General features: G+C 72.2%; 20 protein-coding genes and 1 pseudogene. 13 read left to right on the top strand and 8 right to left on the bottom strand.

The window, feature by feature from the left end; translation table 11 throughout:
- The first annotated feature begins 60 nt into the window (after positions 1–60).
- The gene (locus ACL02U_RS08445; protein WP_412790042.1) at positions 61–984 is read left to right on the top strand and encodes a barstar family protein; all 924 of its coding nucleotides are present in this window, start codon (positions 61–63) and stop codon (positions 982–984) included.
- Here ACL02U_RS08445 and ACL02U_RS08450 read toward each other — a convergent pair.
- Complete coding sequence (locus ACL02U_RS08450) at positions 969–1,637, bottom strand: hypothetical protein (protein WP_412790043.1); 669 nt, start codon at positions 1,635–1,637, stop codon at positions 969–971. The genes ACL02U_RS08445 and ACL02U_RS08450 overlap by 16 nt on opposite strands.
- Before the next feature lie 92 nt (positions 1,638–1,729).
- Here ACL02U_RS08450 and ACL02U_RS08455 point away from each other — a divergent pair, with 92 nt between their 5' ends.
- The 3 genes from ACL02U_RS08455 to ACL02U_RS08465 all read left to right on the top strand — a co-directional run bounded on the left by ACL02U_RS08455 (position 1,730) and on the right by ACL02U_RS08465 (position 2,774).
- A complete protein-coding gene (locus tag ACL02U_RS08455) occupies positions 1,730–2,272 on the top strand; it encodes a DUF4240 domain-containing protein (protein ID WP_412790044.1) in 543 nt (180 codons plus the stop codon).
- A gap of 82 nt (positions 2,273–2,354) precedes the next feature.
- On the top strand, positions 2,355–2,549 hold the full coding sequence (locus ACL02U_RS08460; RefSeq protein WP_412790045.1) for a hypothetical protein: 195 nt from the start codon (positions 2,355–2,357) through the stop codon (positions 2,547–2,549).
- Positions 2,550–2,603: 54 nt separating this feature from the next.
- Positions 2,604–2,774 (top strand): hypothetical protein, encoded by a 171-nt coding sequence (locus ACL02U_RS08465; protein ID WP_412790046.1) that lies wholly within the window; start codon positions 2,604–2,606, stop codon positions 2,772–2,774.
- A 794-nt stretch (positions 2,775–3,568) separates the two neighbouring features.
- Here ACL02U_RS08465 and ACL02U_RS08470 read toward each other — a convergent pair.
- Complete coding sequence (locus ACL02U_RS08470; RefSeq protein WP_412790047.1) at positions 3,569–4,564, bottom strand: hypothetical protein; 996 nt, start codon at positions 4,562–4,564, stop codon at positions 3,569–3,571.
- 337 nt (positions 4,565–4,901) lie between these two features.
- Here ACL02U_RS08470 and ACL02U_RS08475 point away from each other — a divergent pair, with 337 nt between their 5' ends.
- Positions 4,902–5,969 carry a zinc-binding dehydrogenase gene (locus ACL02U_RS08475; protein WP_412790123.1) on the top strand — a complete coding sequence of 356 codons (1,068 nt, stop codon included), beginning with the start codon at positions 4,902–4,904 and terminating at the stop codon, positions 5,967–5,969.
- Positions 5,970–6,318: 349 nt separating this feature from the next.
- On the opposite strand, the gene ACL02U_RS08480 is transcribed toward ACL02U_RS08475, so the two are convergent.
- Positions 6,319–6,795 carry a GNAT family N-acetyltransferase gene (locus ACL02U_RS08480; protein ID WP_412790048.1) on the bottom strand — a complete coding sequence of 159 codons (477 nt, stop codon included), beginning with the start codon at positions 6,793–6,795 and terminating at the stop codon, positions 6,319–6,321.
- 143 nt (positions 6,796–6,938) lie between these two features.
- On the opposite strand from ACL02U_RS08480, the gene ACL02U_RS08485 reads away from it, so the two are divergent.
- Positions 6,939–7,745 carry an exodeoxyribonuclease III gene (locus ACL02U_RS08485; RefSeq protein WP_412790124.1) on the top strand — a complete coding sequence of 269 codons (807 nt, stop codon included), beginning with the start codon at positions 6,939–6,941 and terminating at the stop codon, positions 7,743–7,745.
- Positions 7,746–7,751: 6 nt separating this feature from the next.
- Here ACL02U_RS08485 and ACL02U_RS08490 read toward each other — a convergent pair whose 3' ends face one another.
- The gene (locus tag ACL02U_RS08490; protein WP_412790125.1) at positions 7,752–8,372 is read right to left on the bottom strand and encodes a MerR family transcriptional regulator; all 621 of its coding nucleotides are present in this window, start codon (positions 8,370–8,372) and stop codon (positions 7,752–7,754) included.
- Positions 8,373–8,541: 169 nt separating this feature from the next.
- Here ACL02U_RS08490 and ACL02U_RS08495 point away from each other — a divergent pair, with 169 nt between their 5' ends.
- The 4 genes and pseudogenes from ACL02U_RS08495 (at position 8,542) to ACL02U_RS08510 (ending at position 12,796) form a co-directional block, all read left to right on the top strand.
- Positions 8,542–10,260 carry an NAD(P)-binding domain-containing protein gene (locus tag ACL02U_RS08495; protein WP_412790049.1) on the top strand — a complete coding sequence of 573 codons (1,719 nt, stop codon included), beginning with the start codon at positions 8,542–8,544 and terminating at the stop codon, positions 10,258–10,260.
- Positions 10,257–11,153, top strand: a pseudogene (locus tag ACL02U_RS08500) (alpha/beta fold hydrolase); the annotation flags it as partial. The gene ACL02U_RS08495 and the pseudogene ACL02U_RS08500, both read left to right, overlap by 4 nt.
- 416 nt (positions 11,154–11,569) lie before the next feature.
- Positions 11,570–12,454, top strand: a complete 885-nt coding sequence (locus ACL02U_RS08505) for an SDR family oxidoreductase (protein ID WP_412790050.1) — start codon at positions 11,570–11,572, stop codon at positions 12,452–12,454.
- Between the two features lie 135 nt (positions 12,455–12,589).
- A complete protein-coding gene (locus tag ACL02U_RS08510; protein ID WP_412790051.1) occupies positions 12,590–12,796 on the top strand; it encodes a hypothetical protein in 207 nt (68 codons plus the stop codon).
- A gap of 223 nt (positions 12,797–13,019) precedes the next feature.
- Here ACL02U_RS08510 and ACL02U_RS08515 read toward each other — a convergent pair whose 3' ends face one another.
- Complete coding sequence (locus tag ACL02U_RS08515) at positions 13,020–16,493, bottom strand: S41 family peptidase (RefSeq protein WP_412790052.1); 3,474 nt, start codon at positions 16,491–16,493, stop codon at positions 13,020–13,022.
- A gap of 162 nt (positions 16,494–16,655) precedes the next feature.
- On the opposite strand from ACL02U_RS08515, the gene ACL02U_RS08520 reads away from it, so the two are divergent.
- From ACL02U_RS08520 to ACL02U_RS08530, 3 genes are all read left to right on the top strand, one after another.
- On the top strand, positions 16,656–17,255 hold the full coding sequence (locus ACL02U_RS08520) for a TetR/AcrR family transcriptional regulator (RefSeq protein ID WP_412790053.1): 600 nt from the start codon (positions 16,656–16,658) through the stop codon (positions 17,253–17,255).
- A gap of 234 nt (positions 17,256–17,489) precedes the next feature.
- Positions 17,490–19,709, top strand: coding sequence for an MMPL family transporter (locus tag ACL02U_RS08525; RefSeq protein WP_412790054.1), 2,220 nt, complete (start codon positions 17,490–17,492; stop codon positions 19,707–19,709).
- A gap of 347 nt (positions 19,710–20,056) precedes the next feature.
- The gene (locus ACL02U_RS08530; RefSeq protein ID WP_412790055.1) at positions 20,057–20,332 is read left to right on the top strand and encodes a DUF1876 domain-containing protein; all 276 of its coding nucleotides are present in this window, start codon (positions 20,057–20,059) and stop codon (positions 20,330–20,332) included.
- Here ACL02U_RS08530 and ACL02U_RS08535 read toward each other — a convergent pair.
- The 3 genes from ACL02U_RS08535 to cbiQ all read right to left on the bottom strand — a co-directional run bounded on the left by ACL02U_RS08535 (position 20,322) and on the right by cbiQ (position 23,223).
- On the bottom strand, positions 20,322–21,503 hold the full coding sequence (locus ACL02U_RS08535) for a serine hydrolase domain-containing protein (RefSeq protein WP_412790056.1): 1,182 nt from the start codon (positions 21,501–21,503) through the stop codon (positions 20,322–20,324). The two genes, ACL02U_RS08530 and ACL02U_RS08535, sit on opposite strands and share 11 nt — an antisense overlap.
- 200 nt (positions 21,504–21,703) lie before the next feature.
- The gene (locus tag ACL02U_RS08540) at positions 21,704–22,474 is read right to left on the bottom strand and encodes an energy-coupling factor ABC transporter ATP-binding protein (protein ID WP_412790057.1); all 771 of its coding nucleotides are present in this window, start codon (positions 22,472–22,474) and stop codon (positions 21,704–21,706) included.
- Positions 22,462–23,223 carry a cobalt ECF transporter T component CbiQ gene (gene cbiQ / locus ACL02U_RS08545; RefSeq protein WP_412790058.1) on the bottom strand — a complete coding sequence of 254 codons (762 nt, stop codon included), beginning with the start codon at positions 23,221–23,223 and terminating at the stop codon, positions 22,462–22,464. Before cbiQ ends, ACL02U_RS08540 begins: the two co-directional genes overlap by 13 nt.
- Position 23,224: the final 1 nt, after the last annotated feature.

Below are 23,224 nucleotides of genomic sequence, written 5' to 3' on the forward strand. Positions count from 1 at the left end.
GCCTTGCGCTCGCACCCCTCTCACAGACGACAACACTTGTCCACGCCGTAGAGTCGGAACATGCCGACCGAAGACAGCCCGGATCTCGCGGCCAAGCACTGGCAAGAGTGCACGGACGTGTACGACTTCCTGGACCAGATCCGTCTCCGGCCCGGCATGTGGCTGCCCAGCGGCTCACTTCACGATCTGCAGTCCATTCTCACCGGCTACCGGGTAGCACTCGGCGTGCACAGCATCGACGAACCCTGGGCCTTCTGGCCCGAAGACGACTTCAGCCGCTGGCTCCGTGAGCATCGCGGCATCGCCAGCTCCCTCACCTGGGCAGCCGAGATCGAGCGCAACACCCCCGACGGCTCAACTCCCGTCGATGAGTTCTTCCGTCTGCTCGACGCCTACCGGAGCGACGCGGCGCAGAATCCGGCGCCAACCGCCACGGCTACTCGGCTTCCCGGCGTCGAGTACATGATCAACACCTTCGTCACCCTCTTCTGGCGCAAGCGTCTCCTCACACAGGCGACCGAACGTCTCGAAGACCGCGGCTTCCGCGTGATCCACCTGGAAGCCGGCCAATGGAACACGGAGCGAGACATGCACCGTGCCGTAGCCGCGGCCCTGGACTTCCCCGACTACTACGGGCACAACCTGGATGCGCTTAACGACTGCCTCGGCGACGTGGCCTGCTACGGCAGCTACGACGATGCTCCCGAAGGCGCCGGACTCGTCCTCGCCTTCACTGACTACGACCGGTTCGCGACGACCTGCCCCAGGGCGGCGCAGATCGTCCTGGACATCATCGCCGACCAGGCCCGCCAGGCAGCCGTACTTCGCCGCCGTCTGATCTGCCTGGTCCAGAGCAACGACCCGCAGATCCGGTTCGAACCCGTCGGCGCCATGCCCGCCATGTGGAACAGCGACGAATGGTCGGATGCCAGCCGTCGCGCGTCGAGCAGGGGGCAATCTCCATGGGATCAGGGCGCAGGGTGATCCTGGACGGCATAGCCCAGCGTGCGGGCCTGCACAGCCACCGTTTCGAAGTCGGCCGTGGAGGACAACGAGGTCACCGTCCTGTGGCTCAGCGGCTCCCGGGCCAGGATCGTCGCTACGGCATCACGGTCGACGGTCCGCTCAAAGTAGTCCTCGGCAAAGCTGACGTACGCGTCCGTGCTGCCGTCGGTGAGAAGGGCGAACAGCCAATCACTCCCATCTGACTCGTCGTCGCCGAACTCGACCTGACCGCACTGCCATGCCTCAGCATCCTTCTCGCGCCACACGCACACCGTCGCGTCGAAGAATCCGTCGAACTGGAACTCTGGTGCCGCCGGATAGTGCGCGAGCGACGGGGGCAGACCGTCGAGGAGGCCAGGCCAATGCGCGCGGGGCGACTCTCGCCATGGAGTGGCATCACTCTCGTGATCGAAGCCGTAGAGGAACACCCCGGACGGATCAAACACGACGGCGTACTGGTCACCGGAACCGTTGTCCATGAATGCCAGGTCGACGCCTTCGCGCCAGTCGGAGACGAACGAGTGGGTGGGAGCGTCCGCGTCAAGGATGGCGTCGAGCAGGGCCAGTGCCCGACAGCGGGCGAGCAGAATATCGGGGTCGGGCAGCGAGGCCACCAGCGCGTGGACAGTCATGGTCCTCATTCAACTGCCTGCCACTGACATCAGCGGCGGCGCCTCCAAAGTCTGGACCGCTCTGTCAGAGCGCGGTGGCATTCTCGGCGGCCATGGACACCAAGCAGTTCTGGAAGCTGATCGAGGAAGCCCGCTCGCAGGTGCCGGCCCCGGACAACGGTGACGCCGTCGCCGAGCGGGCGGCCACACTGCTCGCCCTTCGCCCGGCCCAGGAGATCGTCGCCGCCCAGCAGGCCCTCTGGGGCTTGATGGCCGACTCCTATCGAGCTCCAGTCTGGGGCGCCGCCTACGTGATCAACGGGGGATGCTCCGACGACGGATTCGACTACTTTCGCGGCTGGCTGATCACCCAGGGCCGCGAGACATTCGAGCGCGTCATCGCCGATCCCGACGTGCTCGCCGATCTCCCCGCAGTCCGCGCCTTCGCCGCAGACGGGATCGACATCGAGTGCGAAGAGGCCCTGAGCATCGCCTGGACCGCCCACCAGGAAGCCACCGGCGAGGAGCTCCCCAACGACGCCTTCACCATCCGCTATCCGGAGCTGGACCCGGAATGGAACTTCGACTTCGAGGACGAGGACGAACTGGGCCGACGATTGCCCCGCCTGACGGAACTCCACTCGGCCGCCGTGTGACCGCAGCGCGGCGAAGGGAGCGCCGCCCCTCCCCAGACCCTGGCGGCGAGCAGTGTCGGCCCTTGCCGCTACGGTGCGATGCATGTCGCGACCGCTGATCACCACCATCCGCGAAAACGACGACGCTGTCGGCTTCCTGGCATGGCCGGGCGACTTCGACCTGGACCGAGGCGACCACGTCGAGGCAGTCCACCTGGCATCCGGTGCGGCGTTGGAAGGCTTCGCAGGCGACGGCGCCGGGGGCACCTACTTCTTCTGCGGAAACGGCGCCGAGTAACGCCCGGTCCTGTACGCAGACTCCGAAGGCGGTGCCGCTCTCGTTGCTATCGGCATGCCGGAACTCCTTCGGCTTCTGCTGGTCGCGCCCTGGTGGCGCGACTGTCGCGCGTTCACCGCTGAGGAGAGCGCCGAGGTGACTGCCGAGTACCTGGAGGACATGCCCGACCTGGCGGTTCGGCGGGACCGCGCGGCAGCCGCTCTCGGCCTCGACCTTCCCACTTAGGCCGAGGTCCTTGCCTGCCTGCGCAAGGTCACCACCGAGGAGGGCAAAGAGTTCGTCCTGATCTTCACACCCGAGAATGAGCCTTACGACCCGCTGATCAAGGGCTGACTCGACGACTCGGTTTCCGGGAAACGATCACTCGCCATTCGGGAAGCGATTTCCGACTCGCACCGTACGTCGCTGAGCCGTACTCGTGAACCCCCCCCACGCATCGACTGTTCTTAAGTTCACTCAGGGAGAGTTCACGAGATCCCGTCCGATCTGATTGATCGGGCGGGATCTCGGCGTTTCCGGGGTCTGTTCGAGGTGGTGTCCGAATGCGGGCGGGTCCACGGGGTGGTTGCCGATGGGGGCCGGGTGGCGATCCGGGGTGATTCGAGTGCGTGAGACGCGGTGGGGCAACTCCTGCGCGTGCGGCATCCTGCTGGCTTGCTCTGGGGCGTCAGGCAGTCGTCTGGAGGTCGCCTTTCCGGGCGGTGGCAGGTCGGCCGTGTCGGGTGGCGGGGGCACCGATCCGGCGAGCGTCTTGATCGCCTGGATGGCCCGGTTGTTTGGGAGCCGGTGTTCTGGCGCCAGGCGAAGAGGATGTGCAGGTTGATGCTGCAGATCATCAGCGCGAGGAGGACGGTCTGCGCGACGCGTCCGTGTGCGAGCCGCTTCGCGGGGTCGGAGACGTCGATGCCGTGTTTCTCGGCCCTGCCGTTGAAGGAACAGGGCTCTGCGCGTGTCGCGCAGCGGCAGCCTGCAGCGGTCGGCTCGCCGGCCAAGTCCGTCGCACCGAAGCGCACAAGGCCCTAGGAGAGAACCCATTGGGGCGGGTGTCCGGGGTCGGCCTGACAGGTGAAAACGTGCAGGTCCCGGTCCCGGCCGAAGCGGAGCCTCGTGGGTTGGGCAACGGACCGACCACCCTGGATCGAGGCCATCCCCCGCAGCGACGGGTCGCGGTCCTCCAGCGGCACCCAGCTGTGCGAACCACCGTCCATCTCGTAGCCCTCGGCCGTCAGCAGCAGCCGCATCGGCGTTGCGCAGGCCGCACAGTCGACGGCCATCGGGCCCGTCGACGCCCAGCTGGGAAAGCCGCCGACCCGCCAGCCGGGCGGGATCGAAAGGTCGCCCTGGTAGTTGGGAGCGTCGGGGCCGTGCTCCGTCGCCTGGGCGTCGTCCCATGCGTCGATGCGGGCGATCAGTGGGGCGGGCAGCGTGCCGTCCTCCGCCCAGGGATAGGTGTCCACCTCTTCGGGATGCAGGACACACGGTTCGGGAAGTTCGTGCTCCCATCGCAGCAGGGGCACTTCAGGCGCAGCGGCGAGGAAGCGTTCCGCGCGTTCAGTCTCCGCTGCCTGACGCCACACCAGGCGGTAGCGGCGCTCCAGGTACGGGCCGTGGGCGAAGGGGCAGCGGAAAAGCTGAGCCAGGTCCGCATCGTCCGGGCCGGCAGCCAGGACCGGGATGTCCCGGCGGAAGAACTGGGCGAGCCCCACGAACGGTACCGGTCCCTCCTCCCCGGGCGTTCCGGCCCTGGGCCACGGCCTGCTCGACGGCCGGGCGCCTGCGGCCCGGGCCCTGCGGATCTCATCCGGTGCGTACCCCTCGGTCTCGCGCTGGTGCGGCTCGTGGCATACCGGCCAAGGCTCGCCGTCCGGCCACAGCATCGGCCCACCGATATGGCTGTCGCGCATGCCTGGCCGCCCCGGCCTGGGGTGCAGCCGGGTCGTCCGGCCGCGGTGGGCGGCCAGCTCCGGGAACACGGCCTCCACGGACACCGGTCTCGCTGGCGTTGTCCTCGTCATGCGCAGACCGTACGAGGCCGGTAGGAAGCCACGCGAACGGATTGCCGGCAGTCCGTTCACGCCGAAGCTCGGAGCGTTCCTGCCGCCGAGCAACAGACGTTCTCGAAACCCACCTCCATAGCCATCCTGGCCCATGTCCGGCAGCTGTTGCCGAACCCGGCGTACTTCACGCCGGCCCGGACCGCGCAGCCGCTGTCAGTGGCCTCTGTCAGGATTCTTCGGTCAGCACCGTGATCGGGGGAGACCAGCGGTGGTGGCCGCGTCAGGAAAAGGGGTCTTTGGTGGCAAGTGGGGCTATCGGCGCATTCTGCATAGAGTTCTCCGCGTGGACGATCTGATGACTGCTGCTGTGCTCACGGGCCACGGAGGCCCGGACATGCTGGAGATCCGCAGCGACTGGCCGGTGCCGGAACCCGGACCCCGTCAGGTGCGGGTCCGGGTCACCGCCGCGGCGGTGAACAACACCGACATCTGGACGCGGGAGGGGGCCTACGGCAGTCCCGAGGACCCGAACGCGGTGTCGGGTTGGCTGGGGCCGATCGACTGCCCCCGGATCCAGGGCGGCGACGTCGCGGGTGTGGTCAGCGCCCTCGGCCCGGCGGCCCCCGCGGAACTCCTGGGGCGGCGTGTGCTGGTCGACCCCGGGCTCTACCGTGACGGCGGCGACGACACACCGCCGGTCGGGTTCCTGGGCAGCGAGATCGACGGCGGGTTCGCCGAGTACGTGGTCGTGGACGCCGATCACGTGCACGACATGACCGGGAGTCCCCTGACGGACGAGCAACTGGCATGTCTGCCGGTCGCCTACGGCACCGCCACGGGCATGCTGGAGCGCGCCGGGGTGCGCTCGGGGGAGCTGCTGCTGGTCACCGGAGCCTCCGGAGGGGTGGGGCTGGCGCTCGTCCAGATGGCGTCCGCCCGGGGCGCCGAGGTGGTGGCCGTCACCAGCCCGGCCAACGCCGACGCCGTACGGGAGTCCGGGGCCGCGCACGTCCTGCTCCGGGACGCGGAGGACCTGGCGGCGCGGGTGAGGGCGCTCGCCCCGTACGGTGTGGACGCGGTGGCCGACGTCGTCGGCGGGCCGTTCCTCGGGATGCTGCTGCCGGAGGTGCGCGACGACGGGCGCTGGGTGATCGCGGGGGCCGTGGGCGGCAGGGTCGTGGAGTTCGACCTGCGCCGGCTCTACCTGCACAACATCACGCTCATCGGATCCTCCATGCACACCCGCGCGCACTTCGCCACCCTGGCCGGCGCGGCACGGGCGGGCGTACTGGCGCCGCGGATCGCCGCCCGCTTCCCGCTGACCCGTCTGCACGACGCCCAGCGGGCCTTCGCCGAGACCCGAGGCGCCGGGAAGATCGTCATCGGTGTGGCCGGGCGGGGCGACGACGCTCGGGTCGGATGACCCGGGGCCCTGCGTGCTGTGCCGTTCCGGGAGGGGGTGCTCTGCCTGCCCACGGGCCGGCGACCCGGGCCGGCGACCCGGTCCGGCGACCCGGTCCGGCGACCCGGTCCGGGTACGCGCTCCGGGGCGTGCATCCGGGAGTGCGCTGCGGAGTTCACAGGGGCGGGCGGCGCGTGCGCCGCTTCGGATGAGCCGACGGGGAACGGCCTCCCGAGCTTCCCGGCCTCCCGAGCTTCCCGGACCTCCCGAGCCGGTGCTGTCGCGCTGTCGCGCTGTCGCGCTGCCGCGCTGTCGCGCTGCCGCGCTGTCGTGCTGCCGGCGGGGCGGGGGCCGACCCGCCCCGCCGTACTCAGAGTGCCTTGGCGAAGCAGCGGCTCTCCTCGTAGGAGCGGTAGTAGCCGAACTTCACGCACGGCGCGTAGCCGCTGGAGGTGTACAGGGAGATGGCCTCCGGCTGCTTGGTGCCGGTCTCCAGGACCATGCGGGTGCGCCCGGAGGCGCGGGCGTCCTCCTCCAGGGCGGCCAGTAGCCGCCGGGCCAGTCCCCGGCCGCGCATCTCCGCCACGACGAACATGCGCTTCAGCTCGGCGTCGCCGTCCTGGTAGCCCTCGTCGTTGCGGTCCTGGGTGCGCCAGCCGCCGGTGGCGACGGGCCGGTCGCTCTCGTCGTAGGCGATCACGTACATGCCGTTCGGCGGTGCGAAGTCCGACGCGGCGAGCGGGGTGGCGTCGCCGCCGTCGCCGTAGCGGACGTGGTACTCGGCCTGGACCTCGTCGTTGAGTTCGAGGGCGTCGGGGTGGTCGAAGGGGACACGGCGGAGGTTCATACGGGTCATCGTATTTTGACACTCGGGCCTGTGGAGGAGCGGCGGGACGTCGTCCGGCCTGCCGGTATCGTGCCTTGGTGCTCACCGCGGCCTCGCAGAACGCGTCCTGGCGACGGACCGGCGGTGGCGGCGAGGAGAGTGCTGTGCTGACCGTGACCTCCGTCAACGTGAACGGGCTGCGGGCCGCCGCGAAGAAGGGCTTCGCGGAGTGGCTCGCCGGCACGCAGGCCGACGTGCTGTGCCTGCAGGAGGTGAGAGCCGAGCCGGACCAGTTGCCCGAGCACGTCCGGGCCCCGCAGGGCTGGCACGTGGTGCACGCCCCCGCCGCCGCCAAGGGCCGCGCGGGCGTCTCCCTGTACACCCGGCGGGAGCCCGACCGGGTCAGGGTCGGCTTCGGTTCCGCCGAGTTCGACGCCGCCGGCCGGTACGTCGAGGCGGACCTTCCGGGGCTCACGGTCGCCTCGCTCTACCTGCCCTCCGGACAGGTCGGCACCGAGCGGCAGGACGAGAAGTTCCGCTTCATGGGGGAGTTCCTCGCCCACCTCAAGGAGCTGCGGGAGCGGGCGGCGGCCGACGGCCGGGAGGTCCTGGTGTGCGGTGACTGGAACATCGCCCATCAGCAGGCCGACCTCAGGAACTGGCGCGGCAACACCAAGAACTCCGGCTTCCTGCCGGAGGAGCGGGAGTGGCTGACCCGGGTCCTCGACCCCGCGGACGGCGGCTACACCGACGTCGTGCGTGCCCTCCACCCGGGGGTGGAGGGGCCGTACACCTGGTGGTCGTACCGGGGGAGGGCGTTCGACAACGACACGGGGTGGCGGATCGACCTCGCCGCCGCGTCGCCCGGGCTGGCCGGGAGGGCCGTCAAGGCGGTCGTGGAGCGGGCGGCCAGCCATGCGGAGCGCTGGTCGGACCACGCTCCGGTCACCGTGTTCTTCGACGCGGCCTAGTCCGACCTAGTCCCGCTTGGTCAGTCGGCGGTCGAGGGCCATCGACAGCTCCGCCTCCACGACCGCCTTGGCCAGCGGGCGCAGGCGCTCGGCGTCGGTGGTGGAGGCGTAGGTGTCGAGCAGCTCGGCGAACAGGCCGGCCAGTGCGTCCGCGTGCTCGCGCACCCGCCGGCCCGCCGCCATGACCGCGGCGAGCGGCAGCCCCTCGTGCACCAGGATCGAGGACACCTCCAGCAGCCTGCGGCTGACGTGGACGATCTCGTCGCCGTCCACGCCGATGTAGCCGAGGTCCAGGGCGGCGGCCAGGTTCTCCGGCGTCACCTCGCCCTCGAAGTAGTCCGCGAGTTCCTCCGGTGTGAGCCGGATCGGGGTCTCCTCGGAGGGCTGGGCGAGCCCGAGGATCTCGCTGATGTCGCGGCCGTTCTCGAAGGCCTCGGTCAGCTCCCCGATGGCGCTCAGCGTGTGCCCCCGCTCCAGGAGCGCCGAGATCGTCCGCAGGCGGGCCAGGTGGTGCTCGTCGTACCAGGCGATGCGGCCCTCGCGGCGCGGTGGCGGGAGGAGCTTGCGCTCACGGTAGAAGCGCAGGGTGCGCACCGTGATGCCGGCCAGGTCGGCCAGCTCCTCCATGCGGTATTCACGCTTCTCTTCCACGGGGGAAGCCTATGTTGTACCGCCGGTAACTTTCCCTGCCCGCCCCCTACCCATCGGTACGCGGCTCCTCTACTCTCCCCATTGCGCCAGTGTTTACTGGCAGAGTCGGACGTCGATCGTCGCAGGACGGTGAAGGAGCTTCGGCATGGCTGAGCACGAGCATGTACGGGTGGCGGTGGTCGGGTCCGGTTTCGGTGGCCTCGGAGCGGCCGTGCGGCTGCGCCGCGAAGGGATCACCGACTTCGTCGTCCTGGAGCGGGCCGGCAGCGTCGGCGGCACCTGGCGTGACAACAGCTATCCCGGCTGCGCCTGCGACGTGCCCTCCCACCTGTACTCGTTCTCCTTCGCGCCCAACCCAGACTGGCCGCGGACCTTCTCCGGCCAGGAGCACATCCGCGCCTACCTGGAGCACGTCGCCGACACCTTCGGACTGCGCCCCCACATCCGCCTGGACTCCGAGGTGAAGCGGATGACCTGGGACGGCGAGCGACTGCGCTGGCGCATCGAGACCACCGGCGGCGACCTCACCGCCGACGTCGTCGTCTCCGCCACCGGACCGCTGTCCGATCCGAAGATCCCGGACATCCCGGGCCTGGACTCCTTCCCCGGCAAGGTCTTCCACTCCGCTCGCTGGGACCACGACCACGACCTGACCGGCAAGCGCGTGGCGATGATCGGCACGGGCGCCTCGGCCATCCAGATCGTGCCGTCCATCCAGCCCCGGGTCGGCCGCCTCACCCTCTTCCAGCGCACCCCGGCCTGGGTGATGCCCCGCGTCGACCGGCCCATCAGCGGCGCCGAGCGGTGGCTGCACCGGCAGGTTCCGCTCACCACGCAACTGCGCCGCGGACTGCTGTGGGGCATCCGCGAACTGCAGGTCCAGGCCTTCACCAAGCACCCCGACGAACTCGGCTTCGTCGAGAAGCTCGCCAAGCGCAACATGGCCCGCGCCATCAAGGACCCGGAGCTGCGCGCCAAGCTCACCCCGGACTACCGCATCGGCTGCAAGCGGATCCTGCTGTCCAGCGCGTACTACCCGGCGCTCGCCCAGCCCAACGTGGACGTCGTCGCCGGCGGACTGAGCGAGGTCCGCGGTTCCACCCTGGTGGCGGCCGACGGCACCGAGGCCGAGGTCGACGCGATCGTCTTCGGCACCGGCTTCCACGTCACCGACATGCCGATCGCCGAGCGGGTCGTCGGCGCCGACGGCAGGACCCTCGCCGAGACCTGGACGAACGGGATGGAGGCCCTGCGCGGTGCCTCCGCGGCCGGATTCCCCAACTGGATGACGATCATCGGGCCCAACACCGGCCTGGGCAACTCCTCCATGATCCTCATGATCGAGTCCCAGCTGAACTACATGGCCGACTACCTCCGCCAGCTCCGCGTCCTCGGCGGCCGCGCCGCCCTCGACGCCCGGCCGAGCGCGGTGCACGCCTGGAACCGGCGGGTGCAGGAGCGCATGGAGCGCACGGTGTGGAACACCGGCGGCTGCACCAGCTGGTACCTGGACGAGAACGGCCGCAACACCACCGTCTGGCCCGGCACCACCAGCGAGTTCCGGCGGGCGACGCGACGGGTGGACCTGGCCGAGTACCGGGTACTGCGCGCCGGGGAGGCGACGCACGACGCACGCGCGGACGCGGACACCGCCGGTGAGGGCGCGGGCGCGGTCGAGCACGCCGGCGCCGCCTCGGACGCTGCCCCCGGGCCGGACGCTGCCCCCGGGCCGGACGCTGCCCCCGGGCCGGACGGTGCCCCCGGGCCGGACGGTGCGCGCGCTTCGCGCGGTGCGCAGAGCGGCGCGGGCAGTGCGCAGAGCGGTGCGGGCAGTGCGCAGAGCGGTGCGGAGGTGGGCGCGTGAGTCGCCTGACGCACGTCGCCACCGGCCCCTTCGCCCCGCCCGCCCCGGGGCGCGAGCTGACCGCCGTCTCCTCCGACGGCGCCCGGCTGCACGTGGAGGTGCACGGTCCCGACGCCGCCCCGGCCGTGGTGCTCTCCCACGGCTGGACGTGCTCGACCGCCTTCTGGGCGGCGCAGATCCGCGACCTGGCGGTGGACCACCGGGTCATCGCCTACGACCAGCGCGGCCACGGACGCAGCCCCGCGAGCGACGCGTGCAGTACGGACGCGCTCGCCGACGACCTGGAAGCCGTGCTCGCGGCCACGCTCGCCCCGGGCGAGCGCGCGGTGATCGCCGGGCATTCGATGGGCGGCATGACGGTGATGGCGGCCGCGGCGCGGGAGGGCTTCCGCGACCACGCCGCGGCGGTGCTGCTGTGCAGCACCGGCAGCTCGAACCTGGTCGCCTCGTCCACCGTGCTGCCCCTTCGGCCCGGCCCGCTGCGCACCCGGCTGACCCGGCGGATCCTCGGCACCCGCGCCCCGCTCGGACCGGTCACGCCACTGGCCCGGCGCATCCTCAGGTACGGCACCATGGGCCGCCGCTCGGCCCCGTATGCGGTGGACGCCTGCGCTCGGATCGTGCACGCCTGCCCGCGCACCGTGCGGCACGCCTGGTCGCAGGTGCTCGACGGGCTCGACCTCGACCGAGGGGTACGGGAGCTGAGGGTGCCGGCCGCGGTGATCGTGGGGACGGTGGACCGGCTCACCCCGCCGCTGCACGCGCGGGAGTTGGCCGCCATGCTGCCGGACTGCCTCGGTGTCGCCGAGTTGCCGGGCCTCGGCCACATGACTCCCATGGAGGCGCCCGAGCTGGTGACCCGGAGGATCCGGGAGCTGACCGCGACGTATCTGACGGACTCGTGCACCGCGCCGCAGCGGGCGGCCGATCCGCGCCTTCCCAAGCCGCGGACGGCGGAGGAGTCACCGGCGGACGAAGTTCCACCGGTGGCGGAGGAGTCACCGGCGGATGAAGCGCCCCCGCCCCCCGCGGCGCAGGGGGCGCCGGCAGGGGAAGAGCCGCCCGCGGCGCGGGGAACGCCCGCGGAGGCGGCGCCGGCCGCGGAGGAAGAGCAGCCCTCCGAGGCGGAGCCGAAAGCGGAGGCGGAGCCGAAGGCGCAGGCGACCGGCGCGCGGCGGGCTGCCGCGCGGGCGGCGGGCGAGCACGAGTCGGACGGGCAGGGGCCGGGCGACCGTGAGTCGGACGGGCAAGGCACGGGCGACCACGGGGCGGACGGGCAGCAGGCGGACGCACGGATCAGGGAGGGCGCATGAGCAAGGTCGGTCTGGAGGGGCAGGTCGCGGTCGTGACCGGGGCCGCGCGGGGCGTGGGTGAACTGCTCGCACGCAAGCTGTCGGCGCGCGGCGCCAAGGTCGCGCTGGTCGGGCTGGAGCCGGAGGCCCTCAAGGAGGTCTCCGGACGGCTCCACAGCGAGAGCGATCACTGGCATGCCGACGTCACCGACCACGAGGCGATGACCCGGGTCGCGCGGGAGGTCAGGGAGCGGTTCGGGAAGGTGGACATCGTCGTCGCCAACGCGGGCGTCGCGACCGGCGGCCCGTTCGCCGACTCCGATCCGGAGTCCTGGCGCCGCGTGATCGAGGTCAACCTCGTCGGCTCGGCGGTCACCGCCCGGGCCTTCCTGCCGGCGCTGATGGAGAGCCGGGGCTACCTGCTCCAGATAGCCTCCCTCGCCGCCATCACCCCGGCACCGATGATGACCGCCTACTGCGCCTCCAAGTCGGGCGTGGAGGCCTACGCGCACAGCCTGCGGGCAGAGGTCGGCCACCGGGGCGTCCGGGTCGGCGTCGGCTACCTGTCGTGGACGGACACCGACATGGTCCGCGGGGCCGACCAGGACGAGGTCATGCGGGAGCTGCGGCAGCGGCTGCCCTGGCCGTCCAACAAGACGTACCCGCTCGGCCCGGCGGTGGACCGGATCGTCGCCGGTGTGGAGCGGCGCTCCAGTCACGTCTACGGCCAGTGGTGGCTGCGCGGCATGCAGGGGGTGCGCGGGTACCTGCCCGGACTGATCGGAACCGTCGGCCAGCGCGAGATGCGGCGGTTCGGGGAGAGGCTGCAGCAGGTGCGGACCGGACTGGTCGGTGCCGGCGGCGCCGCCGACGAACAGGAGCGCGTCACGCACCGTAAGTGATCGACATGCGCAGGGTTATCGCCCGTGTGAGTCTGGTCGAGGTCGCACCGCGTTCGACGCGGAGCGGCCGATCCGGCCGACCCGTCGACGACGGTCGCGGCCCCCAGATTCCACCCACCACGGGAGTGAACCCACATGGGTATGAAGGACAAGTTCCAGGACCAGGCCGAGCAGATGCAGCAGCAGGCCAAGAAGAAGTTCGGCCAGGGCCGGGAGGAGGCCGGCGAGCGCTCCTCCCGGCAGCAGCCGCAGCAGCCGCAGCAGCCGCAGCGCGGCCGCCCGGAGCGGGATGACGCGGAGCGGGACGCGCAGGAGCGTTTCGACCAGGACTACGACATGTAGTTCCGGTCGGCCCCGGCTTCGGCGCCGGTGTGGACGGGGTGTCCCGCGCTGCGGGGCACCCCGTCGTCGTGCCGGCGGCCGTTGCCCGCTGCGGGTACCGCTCCCGGCCGCCGCCGAGCCGCCCCCGGCCGACATCGCCCCGGCCGTCGGGCCGCGCCCGCCGCCGAACCGTCCCGGCCGAACCGTCCCGGCCGAACCGTTCCAGCCGGCGTCGCCCCGGCCGTCAAGACGTCGGTGGGGGCGGCGCCGGCCGGGGCGGCAGGGCCGGCCGTGAACGGTCGGGCACGCCCAGGAGGTCCGGCGGAGTGGCCGGCGGGTTGGTCTCCAGCATCTCCAGCGCGAGCTGCACCGCGTCGTCCAGTTGGGCGTGGCGCCCCTCGGCCCAGTCCAGCGGGGTGCGCAGCGCCTCGACGTCGGGGGTGACGCCGTGGTTCTCGACGGACCAGCCGTAGGCGTCGAACCAGGCCGCGTTCATCGGCACGGTGATCACCGTGCCGTCGCCCAGGCGGTGCCGGCCGGTCATGCCGACGACCCCGCCCCAGGTCCGCTGGCCGACGACCGGACCGAGTTTCAGCAGCTTGAAAGCGGCCGTGATCATGTCGCCGTCGGAGCTGGTCGCCTCGTCGGCCAGGGCGACCACGGGTCCGCGGGGGGCGTGGGAGGCGTAGGACACCGGCTGCGCGTTGCGGGTGAGGTCCCAGCCGAGGATGGTCCGGGTCAGTTTCTCCACCACCAGTTCGCTGATGTGGCCGCCGGCGTTGCCGCGCACGTCCACGATCAGCGCGGGCCGGGACATCTCCATCCGCAGGTCCCGGTTGAACTGGGCCCACCCCGAGCCGCCCATGTCGGGGATGTGCAGGTAGCCGCAGCGGCCGCCGCTCAGCTCCCGCACCACCTCACGGCGTTTGGCGACCCAGTCCTGGTAGCGCAGCGGCCGCTCGTCGGTCAGCGGGACCACGGCGACGCGCCGGGAGCGGCCGCCGCCCTCCGCAGGGGTGAAGGTCAGCTCCACCGTCGTACCGCCGGCGCCCGCGAGCAGCGGGTACGGCCCGGCGACCGGGTCCACCGGGCGGCCGTCCACGTGGGTGAGGACGGCGCCCTCCCGGATGCCGGTGCCGGCCAGCGGTGAGCGGGCCTTGGAGTCGGAGGAGTCGCCGGACAGGATCCGCCTGACGGTCCAGCCGCCGTCCCGGCGGACGAGGTTGGCGCCCAGCAGGCCCTGCGGGCGCTGGTAGTGCGGCGGGCCCTCGTTGCGGCGGGCCGCGGCGACGTAGGCGTGCGAGGTGCCCAGCTCGCCCAGTACCTCGCGGAGCAGGTCGGCGAACTCGTCGGGGGAGGCGACCCGGTCGACCAGCGGCCGGTACTGGGCGAGCACCGCCTCCCAGTCGATCCCGCACATCCCCGGGTCCCAGAAGTAGCCGCGGACGAGCCGGCCGGCCTCCTCGTAGGCCTGGCGCCACTCGGTGCCGGGGTGGGCCTCGTGCAGGATGCGCCGTACGTCGATCCAGACGGTCGTGTCGCTGTCACCGATCTCGGTGGCGGGCACCGCCCGCAGGTCGCCCTCGTCGACCACGACCAGCCGGCTGCCGTCGCCGCTGACCGCGAACCGGTCCAGGTCCCCGACGAGTTCCGCCTTCTTGGCCCGGACGAGGTTGAAGTGCTCCAGGGTCGGCCTGCCGCTCACGTCGTTGGGGTTGGCGAAGGTCTCGCCCAGCGCTCCGGAGATCGGCCAGCGCAGCCAGACCAGCCCGCCGCCCGCGACCGGGCGCAGCGCCGAGTACTTGGAGGCGGTCACCGGGAAGGGCACCACCCGGTTCGCCAACCCCTCCACCTCGACGGTCACCGCACCGTTCGCGCGCTCGTCCTCCCCCTGCACCGGGTCCAGGCCTCCGGCGGCGGGCCGGCCCTCGGGGCTGAGCGCGAAGGGGGAGGGGGTCGCCGAGGACAGCGGTACGAGGTAGGGGCGGCAGCCGAGCGGGAAGGACAGGTCGCCGGTGTGCACGTCGTACACCGGGTCGAAGCCGCGCCAGGAGAGGAAGGCGAGGTAGCGGCCGTCCCTGGTGAACACCGGGTTCTCGTCCTCGAAGCGGCCGTCGGTGACGTCGACGATCAGCCCGTCCTTGATCCGGGCCATCCTGATCTGCCGGAGTGAGCGGCCGATGCCCGGATGGGACCAGGTGAGCCAGGTGCCGTCCGGGGAGAAGGCCAGGTCCCGCACCGGCCCGTTGAGCGACCGGACCAACTCGGTGACCGTTCCCTCCGTGCCCGCGCCCGCGTTCGTGCCCGCGCCCGCGCCCGCGTTCGTGCCCGCGCCCGCGTTCGTGCCCGCGCCCGCGTTCGTGCCTGTGCCTGCGTTCGTGCCTGTGCCTGCACCCGCCGTTCGCGCCGATTCCGTCGCTCCCGCTGTTCCCGCTGTTCCCGAGGCTCCCGCGTCTGCCGTCTCCACTGCCTCTGCCGCCTCCACGGCCTCCACGGCCGCGTCCGCCTCGCCGGTCAGGGAGACCAGCAGCAGCCGGCCGTCGTGCGAGGCGACGGCGAGCCGCTCGCCCTGCGGGTCGGCGACCATCTCCAGCACCCGGCCCAGCCGGCCGGCGGCCAGCAGGCGCGGTGCCCGGTCGCCGGTCGCGCGCGGCGGGTAGGCGATCTGGACGGCGTCCTCGCCCTCGGCGTCGGTCACGCAGGCGACCCGGTCGCCCGAGCCCAGCATCTCCGGCAGCCGTACCCGCACGCCCGGGGTGTCGGAGAGGGTGCGGGCGGGGCCGTCCCGGTGGGTGAGCCAGTACAGGCTGCCGCGGACGACGACGGCGCTCGCCCGGCCGGTCCGGTCGACGGAGAGGTCGTCCAGGTGCTGCGCGGCGGCCACCTGGTACGGGCGCCGTCCGGCGCGCGGTCCGGACAGCCGGACGTCGATCCGGCGCGGTGCGGAGTCCGCGGACAGGTCGTCGACGATCCACAGGTCGCCCGCGCACTGGTAGACCACCCGGGTGCCGTCGCTGGAGGCGTGCCGGGCGTAGCAGGCGTCGTGGTCGGTGTGGCGGCGCAGGTCGGATCCGTCGAGGGCGCAGGAGTACAGGTTGCCGACGCCCTCGTGGTCGGAGAGGAAGGCGACCCGGCCGCCGACGAGCATGGGGCAGGCGAGGTGGCCGCCCAGGTCGGCCAGCAGTCGCCGTCCGTGCAGCCAGAGGCGTCCGGTGGCGCCGCCCCGGTAGCGCTTCCAGGCGGCCGGCTCGTGCGGCGGGGTGCCGGTGAGCAGCAGGGTGCGCCGCTCCCCGTCCAGGTCGGCGGTCTGGATGTCGGTGACCGGTCCCCAGGGCAGCCGCCCGCCCGGGTCGCCTCCGGTGGTGACCTTGTAGGCCCAGGTGAAGTGGGAGAAGGGCTGGCCGTGGGAGGCGACGGCGAGGATGTCGCCGTCCGGGTTCCAGCCGCACACCCGGGTGTCCGTGCTGCCCCAGTACGTCAGCCGGCGGCTCTCCCCGCCTGCGGTGGGCACCAGGTGGATCTCCGGGGCGAGACTGCGCCAGCTCGTGTAGGCCACGAGGGTGCCGTCGGGCGAGAAGCGCGGTTGGCCGGCCTTGGTGCGGTCCACGGTGAGGCGCCAGGCGCGACCCGGTCCGTCGAGCGGGGCCAGCCAGAGATCGTCCTCGGACACGAAGCACAGCAGGTCGCCGTTGAGGTGGGGGAGGCGCAGGTAGCTCACGTCCCCATGCTTTTCCGCGGTGCGGGACCGGGCAACTTATGCGGAGCTGACACTCGTGACCCGGAACACGTACGAAACCGTTTCGTTTCGTTGCCGGGGTGCGCTACTCTCGAGGCATACGAAACGGTTCCGTTCCGCTCGACGCCGGAAGGAGGCGGTGACATGACCGAGGCAGCGACAGTGCGCCGCAGCCGCATCACTCCCGAACGCGAGGCCGAGTTGTACGGGGCCGTGCTCGACCTGCTGCGCGAGGTCGGCTACGACGCCCTCACCATGGACGCCGTGGCGGCCCGCACCCGGTCCAGCAAGGCGACGCTCTACCGCCAGTGGGGCGGCAAGCCGGAACTGGTGGCCCGGGCGATCCGGCACGACAAGCCGGGCCGTCCCGGTGAGATCGACACCGGGACCCTGCGGGGCGACTTCCAGGCCCTGGTGGCCCGGGAGGACGACTGCACCATGGAGCAGAACTCCGCACTGATGCGGGGCCTGTTCATGGCGGTCCACAGCAACCCGGACCTGCTGCGGGCGTTCCGGGAACTACTGGTCGAGCCGGAGATGGCGGAGTTCCGCGCCGTGCTCCAGCGGGCCGTCGACCGCGGCGAGGTCCGCGCCGACAACCCGGCCCGGGAGTATGTGGTGCACATGCTCATCGGCGCTTTCGCCACCCGGGCACTGATCGAGGACCAGCCTCCCACGCAGGCGTTCCTCCTCTCGTACATCGACGCCGTCGTCCTCCCCGCCCTCGGCGTCCCCACCACCTGACACCCCCGAGCCCCCACCCGCGGATCCGCCCGCCCCCGGAGCACCGGAGCACCGGAACCCTGCCGTGACGGCCGGACCCCGGCCCCCGAGCCCCGGGCGGCGGGAAGACACGGACCCGCCCCGGACTCCCCGTCCGCACCACCCCGCATCACGCACCTGACGCGACCGCTCACGTCGTCGGGCTGACCACCCCTGCCCTGAACCACCCCACGACCTGACCGGGAGTACGCCCTCGTGGCCACGTTCCTCTACAAACTCGGCCGGCTCGCCTTCCGGCGACGGCATTTCGTCGCCCTGATCTGGGTGGCCCTGCTGACGCTCGCGGGTGTCGGCGCGGCCAGCGCCCCGGCACCCGGCACCACGTCCTTCTCCATCCCCGGGACGGAGGCCCAGAAGGCCTTCGACCTGCTGGAGCAGCGCTTCCCCGGGATGAGCGCCGACGGCGCCACCGCCCGGGTCGTCTTCAAGGCGCCCGCGGGCGAGAAGATGACCGACGCCGACCACAAGGCGACCGTCGAGAAGACGGTGCACGAGCTGTCCGACGGCTCCGAGGTCGCCTCCGTGGCCGACCCGTACACCGGCAACGCCGTCAGCAAGGACGGCACGATCGCCTACAGCTCCGTCAAGTACAAGGTCTCCGGCATGGAGCTGGAGGACGCCGACAAGGACGCGTTGAAGGGCGCCGCGCAGCACGCGCGGGACGCCGGGCTGACCGTCGAGGTCGGCGGTGACGCGCTCACCGCCGTGCCCGAGACCGGATCCACCGAGGTCATCGGCATCGCCATCGCCGCGGTGGTGCTGGTCATCACCTTCGGCTCGCTGCTGGCGGCCGGTCTGCCCCTGCTCACCGCCCTGATCGGCGTCGGTATCGGCGTGTCGTCGATCACCGCCCTGGCGAGCGTCCTGGACCTCGGCTCCACGACGTCGACCCTGGCCACCATGATCGGCCTGGCGGTCGGTATCGACTACGCCCTGTTCATCGTCTCCCGCTACCGCGCCGAACTCGCCGAGGGGCGGGAGCGCGAGCAGGCCGCCGGGCGGGCGGTCGGCACCGCGGGCTCCGCGGTGGTCTTCGCCGGTCTGACGGTGGTCATCGCGCTGGTCGGCCTGTCGGTCGTCAACATCCCGATGCTGACGAAGATGGGCGTCGCCGCGGCCGGCACGGTCGCCATCGCGGTCCTCATCGCACTCACCCTGATCCCGGCCCTGCTCGGCTACGCGGGCCGCAAGGTGAAGCCGACCGGCGAGCGGAGCCGGCTGTTCGGCGGCGGCCGCCCGCCGAAGAACCCCGGCCGCCCGAACATGGGCACGCGCTGGGCGAGCTTCGTGGTGCGCCGCCCGCTCGCGGTGCTGCTGCTCGGCGTGGTCGGCCTGGGAGCCGCCGCCGTCCCGGCCGCCTCGCTCGAACTCGGCCTCCCGGACGACGGCTCGCAGCCGACGTCCACCACCCAGCGGCGCGCCTACGACCTGCTCTCGGAGGGCTTCGGCGCCGGCTTCAACGGACCGCTGATGGTCGTGGTCGACGCCGGCGGCAGCGACGACCCGAAGGCCGCCTTCTCCCGGGTCCACGACGAGATCAAGGGCATGGACGACGTCGCCACGGTCACCCCGGCGACGGCCAACAAGGCCGGCGACACCGCCACCATCACCGTGATCCCCGACTCGAAGCCCTCCTCGGCCACGACCGAGGACCTGGTGCACTCCATCCGGGACGCGGGCGACGGGATCACCTCCGCCACCGACGCGACGATCTACGTCACCGGTTCCACGGCGATGAACATCGACGTCTCGCAGAAGCTGAACGACGCGCTGCTGCCGTACCTGACCCTGGTCGTCGGCCTCGCCTTCCTGCTGCTGATCGTCGTCTTCCGCTCGATCCTGGTCCCCCTGAAGGCGGCCCTCGGCTTCCTGCTGAGCGTGCTCGCCGCTCTCGGTGCCGTGGTCGCGGTCTTCCAGTGGGGCTGGCTGTCCGGACTGATGGGCGTGGAGGAGACCGGGCCGGTCATGTCGATGATGCCGATCTTCATGGTGGGCGTCGTCTTCGGCCTCGCCATGGACTACGAGGTGTTCCTCGTGACCCGGATGCGGGAGGCCCACGTCCACGGGGAGAAGCCGAGCCAGGCGGTGGTGACCGGTTTCCGGCACGGCGCGCGGGTCGTCACCGCCGCCGCGGTCATCATGATCGCCGTCTTCTCCGGCTTCATCGGCTCCAGCGAGGCCATGATCAAGATGATCGGCTTCGGTCTCGCGATCGCCGTCTTCTTCGACGCGTTCGTCGTCCGGATGGCGATCGTCCCCGCGGTCCTCGCCCTGCTGGGCAAGCGGGCCTGGTGGCTGCCGAAGTGGCTGGACCGCGTGCTGCCCAACGTGGACGTCGAGGGAGAGGGCCTGCGGACCGTGTCCGACGGCCACGTCCGGGACGGGGACGAGGACAAGGAGCTGGTGCGCGCCTGACGCACCGCTTCGACACAGACCGCCGGTGAGGGCTCCGTGGGGACGGGGCGCCCTCACCGGCACCGTGCCGTCCGGACCCGGGCCCGGACCCGGACCCGGACCCGGACCCGGACGGCACGATATCCGTGGTCCGGACTGCCGGACTGCCGGACTGCCGGACTGCCGGACTGCCGGACTGCCGGACTGCCGGACTGCGGGACTGCGGGACTGCGGGACTGCGGGACTGCGGGACTGCGGGACTGCGGGTTCTGCGGGGGCCGGCGGGGTGGGATCCGGTGTGGTGCGGCGTGGTGCGGGCGCGCGTGGCCGGGGGCACCCTGGAGGAAGGTGTTCCGGAGGTGATCGTCATGATGCACACCACTGTGGGTTGGCATGTCGAGCTGGAGTTCCAGGAGGACGAGCAGCACACGCGCGCGGCGGCGCTCGTGAGGTTGCCCGACGGCACGGAGGTACGGGGGCACGGGCACGCCACCCGGCACCGCACCGACAGCAATCAGCCTCGGGTGGGAGAGGAGATCGCGGGAGCCCGGGCGCTCAACGAACTCGCGATGCAACTGCTGACCAAGGCGCACGACGAGATCGACACGGCCTCCGGGCACCGGTCGCACCCGATCAACGTGTGAGGCCCCCGAGCGAGGTGCGCACCGCCCGGACCAGTGCCTGCGCACGCGGGTCGGCGGTCACGGTCCTGCGGAAGCCGTTGGTGACGTAGCCGAAGGCCACCCCGGTCTCCGGGTCGGCGAACCCGAGGGAGCCGCCGCGCCCGGGGTGCCCGAAGGAGCCCGTGCCGAGCAGCGGGGACGCGGGGCCGTGCAGCATGTAGCCGAGGCCGAAGCGGGTGTTCACCACCAGCACCCGGTCCGGGCCCGCGGACTCCTCGGCGCGTGCCCGCTCCACCGTGTCCGGGGCGAACAGCCGCGTGCCGTCCACGGGGGCGAGGAGCGCGGCGTAGAAGCGGGCGAGCCCGTCCGCCGTGGCGATGCCGTTCGCGGCGGGCTGGGCCACGGCACGCTGCACGGGGTCGTTGTGGTCGGGGAACGGCGTGATCGCGGCGAAGGCACGGCGGGTGAGCGAGGCCGGATCGGCGTAGGCGTCGGTGACGGAACGCTTCGGGCGCGCGCGCAGGGCGCCGGTCGGCTCCGGTCCCTCCACGGACCCGGAACGGCCGACCCGGACCGCCTCCGACTCCGGCAGCCCCAGCCACAGTTCGGCGTCCAGCGGTCCGGCGATCTCCGCCGCGATCCACTCGCCGGCACCGCGGCCGGTCACCCGCCGCACCGTCTCGTCCAGCAGCCAGCCGTAGGTCAGCGCGTGGTAGCCGTGGTCGGTGCCCGGTTCCCAGACGGGGGTCTGCGCGGCCACGGCTTCCGCCCCGCGGGCGGGGTCCAGGGCCTCGGCCGGGGTGAGCGGGCGGTCCAGGACCGGCAGCCCCGCCCGGTGGTTCAGGAGGTGCCGCACGGTCAGCCGTTCCTTGCCGTGCGCCTTGAACTCCGGCCAGTACGAGCCGACCGGGGCGTCCAGGTCGAGCGCGCCGCGCTGGTGCAGCATCAGCGGTACGGCGGCGGCGACGCCCTTCGTGGCCGACCGCACGACCTGGGCCGTGCCGCGCTCCCAGGGAGCGGAACCGTCGAAGTCCCTGGTGCCGCCCCACAGGTCGACGACCCTGCGCCCGTCCCGGTAGACGGCGACGGCGGCGCCCCGTTCGCCGAGTGCCGCGAAGTTGCGGAGGAAGGCGTCCCTGACCGGCTCGAAGCCCTCGGCCACCGTTCCGTGCACGTCCGCACCCACGTCCACGCCCTCTTCTCTTTCGTTCGCCTGCGACAGTGGGTGCAACAACGGGGGGCCGCCTGTGATTCCTCGGCCGCCGACGCCCGGAACGGCGAGGTCAGGCGCCGGTGCCAGGACGGTGGGGTGGGATGCCGGTGCCCGGACGGTGGGGTGGGATGCCGGTGTCCGGACGGTGGGGTCGGGCGCCGGTGTCCGGACGGGCGCGGTCAGGCGCCGGTGGCCACCGAACGCGGATCGAAGCCGAAGGGCAGCTCCAGGCGGTGGGCGCGCATCAGGTCCTCGTCGGCGAGCAGGTCCGCGGTCCGGCCGTCCGCCGCGATCACGCCCTCGCTCAGGATCAGCGACCGGGGGCACAGCTCCAGGGCGTAGGGCAGATCGTGGGTGACCATGAGAACCGTCACGTCCAGGGAGCGCAGGATGTCGGCGAGTTCGCGGCGGGAGGCCGGGTCCAGGTTCGAGGACGGCTCGTCCAGGACGAGGATCTCGGGTTCCATCGCGAGCACCGTCGCCACCGCCACCCGGCGCCGCTGGCCGAAGGACAGGTGGTGCGGCGGGCGGTCCTTGAACTCCGCCATGCCGACCCGGGCGAGCGCCCGGTCCACCCGCTCCTCCAGCTCGGCGCCCCGCAGCCCGGCCGCGGCCGGGCCGAAGGCGACGTCCTCGCGGACGGTCGGCATGAACAGCTGGTCGTCGGGGTCCTGGAAGACGATGCCGACCTTGCGCCGGATCTCGGCCATGTGCCGCCTGTCCACGGGCAGCCCGGCCACCCGCACGGTCCCCGCGCCGCCGGCCAGGATGCCGTTGAGGTGGAGCACCAGCGTCGTCTTGCCGGCGCCGTTCGGTCCGAGCAGCGCGACCCGCTCCCCGCGGGCGAGGGTGAAGTCCACGCCGAACAGGGCCTGGTGGCCGTCGGGGTAGGCGAAGGCCAGTCCGGCCACGTCCAGTGAGGGGTGTGCAGAAGAGGTCACAGGGTCCATCCCAGCAGACAGACGAGCAGGGCCGTGAACGGGAGGGTCAGCGCGGACGACCACTGGGCGCGGGTGGCGGTCACCTCGTCGATCACCGGCATCGTGCCGGCGTAACCGCGGCTGACCATGGCCAGGTGCACGCGCTCCCCGCGCTCGTAGGAGCGGATGAACAGGGCACCCGCGCTCTTGGCGAGCACCCCCCAGTGCCGCACGCCCCGCGCCTCGAAACCGCGCGCCTCGCGGGCGATCCGCATCCGCCGCATCTCGTCGGTGATGACGTCGCCGTAGCGGATCATGAAGGAGGCTATCTGCACGAGCAGCGGCGGCAGTTTCAGCCGCTGCAGGCCCAGCAGGAGTTCGCGCAGCTCCGTGGTCGCGGCCAGCAGCACGGAGGCGGCGACGCCCAGCGTGCCCTTGGCGAGCACGTTCCAGGCCCCCCACAGTCCGTTGACGCTCAGCGACAGCCCCAGGACGTCCACCCGCTCGCCCTCCGCCACGAAGGGCATCAGCACCGCGAACGCGACGAACGGCACCTCGATCAGCAGCCGCTTGAGCAGGAAGCCGGCCGGTACCCGGGCGCGGCGGGCGACGGCGCCCAGCAGGACGGCGTACAGCGCGAACGCCCACATCGCCTCCCGGGGGGTGGACACCACGACGACCACGAAGGCGAAGGCGGCGGCCAGCTTGGTGTGCGGCGGCAGGGCGTGCACGGGGGAGTGGCCGTGCCGGTAGAGCTTGTGCGCGTGTCCGGCGCCCATG

It is taken from the genome of Streptomyces sp. MS06 (assembly GCF_047200655.1).
GTDB lineage: Bacteria > Actinomycetota > Actinomycetes > Streptomycetales > Streptomycetaceae > Streptomyces.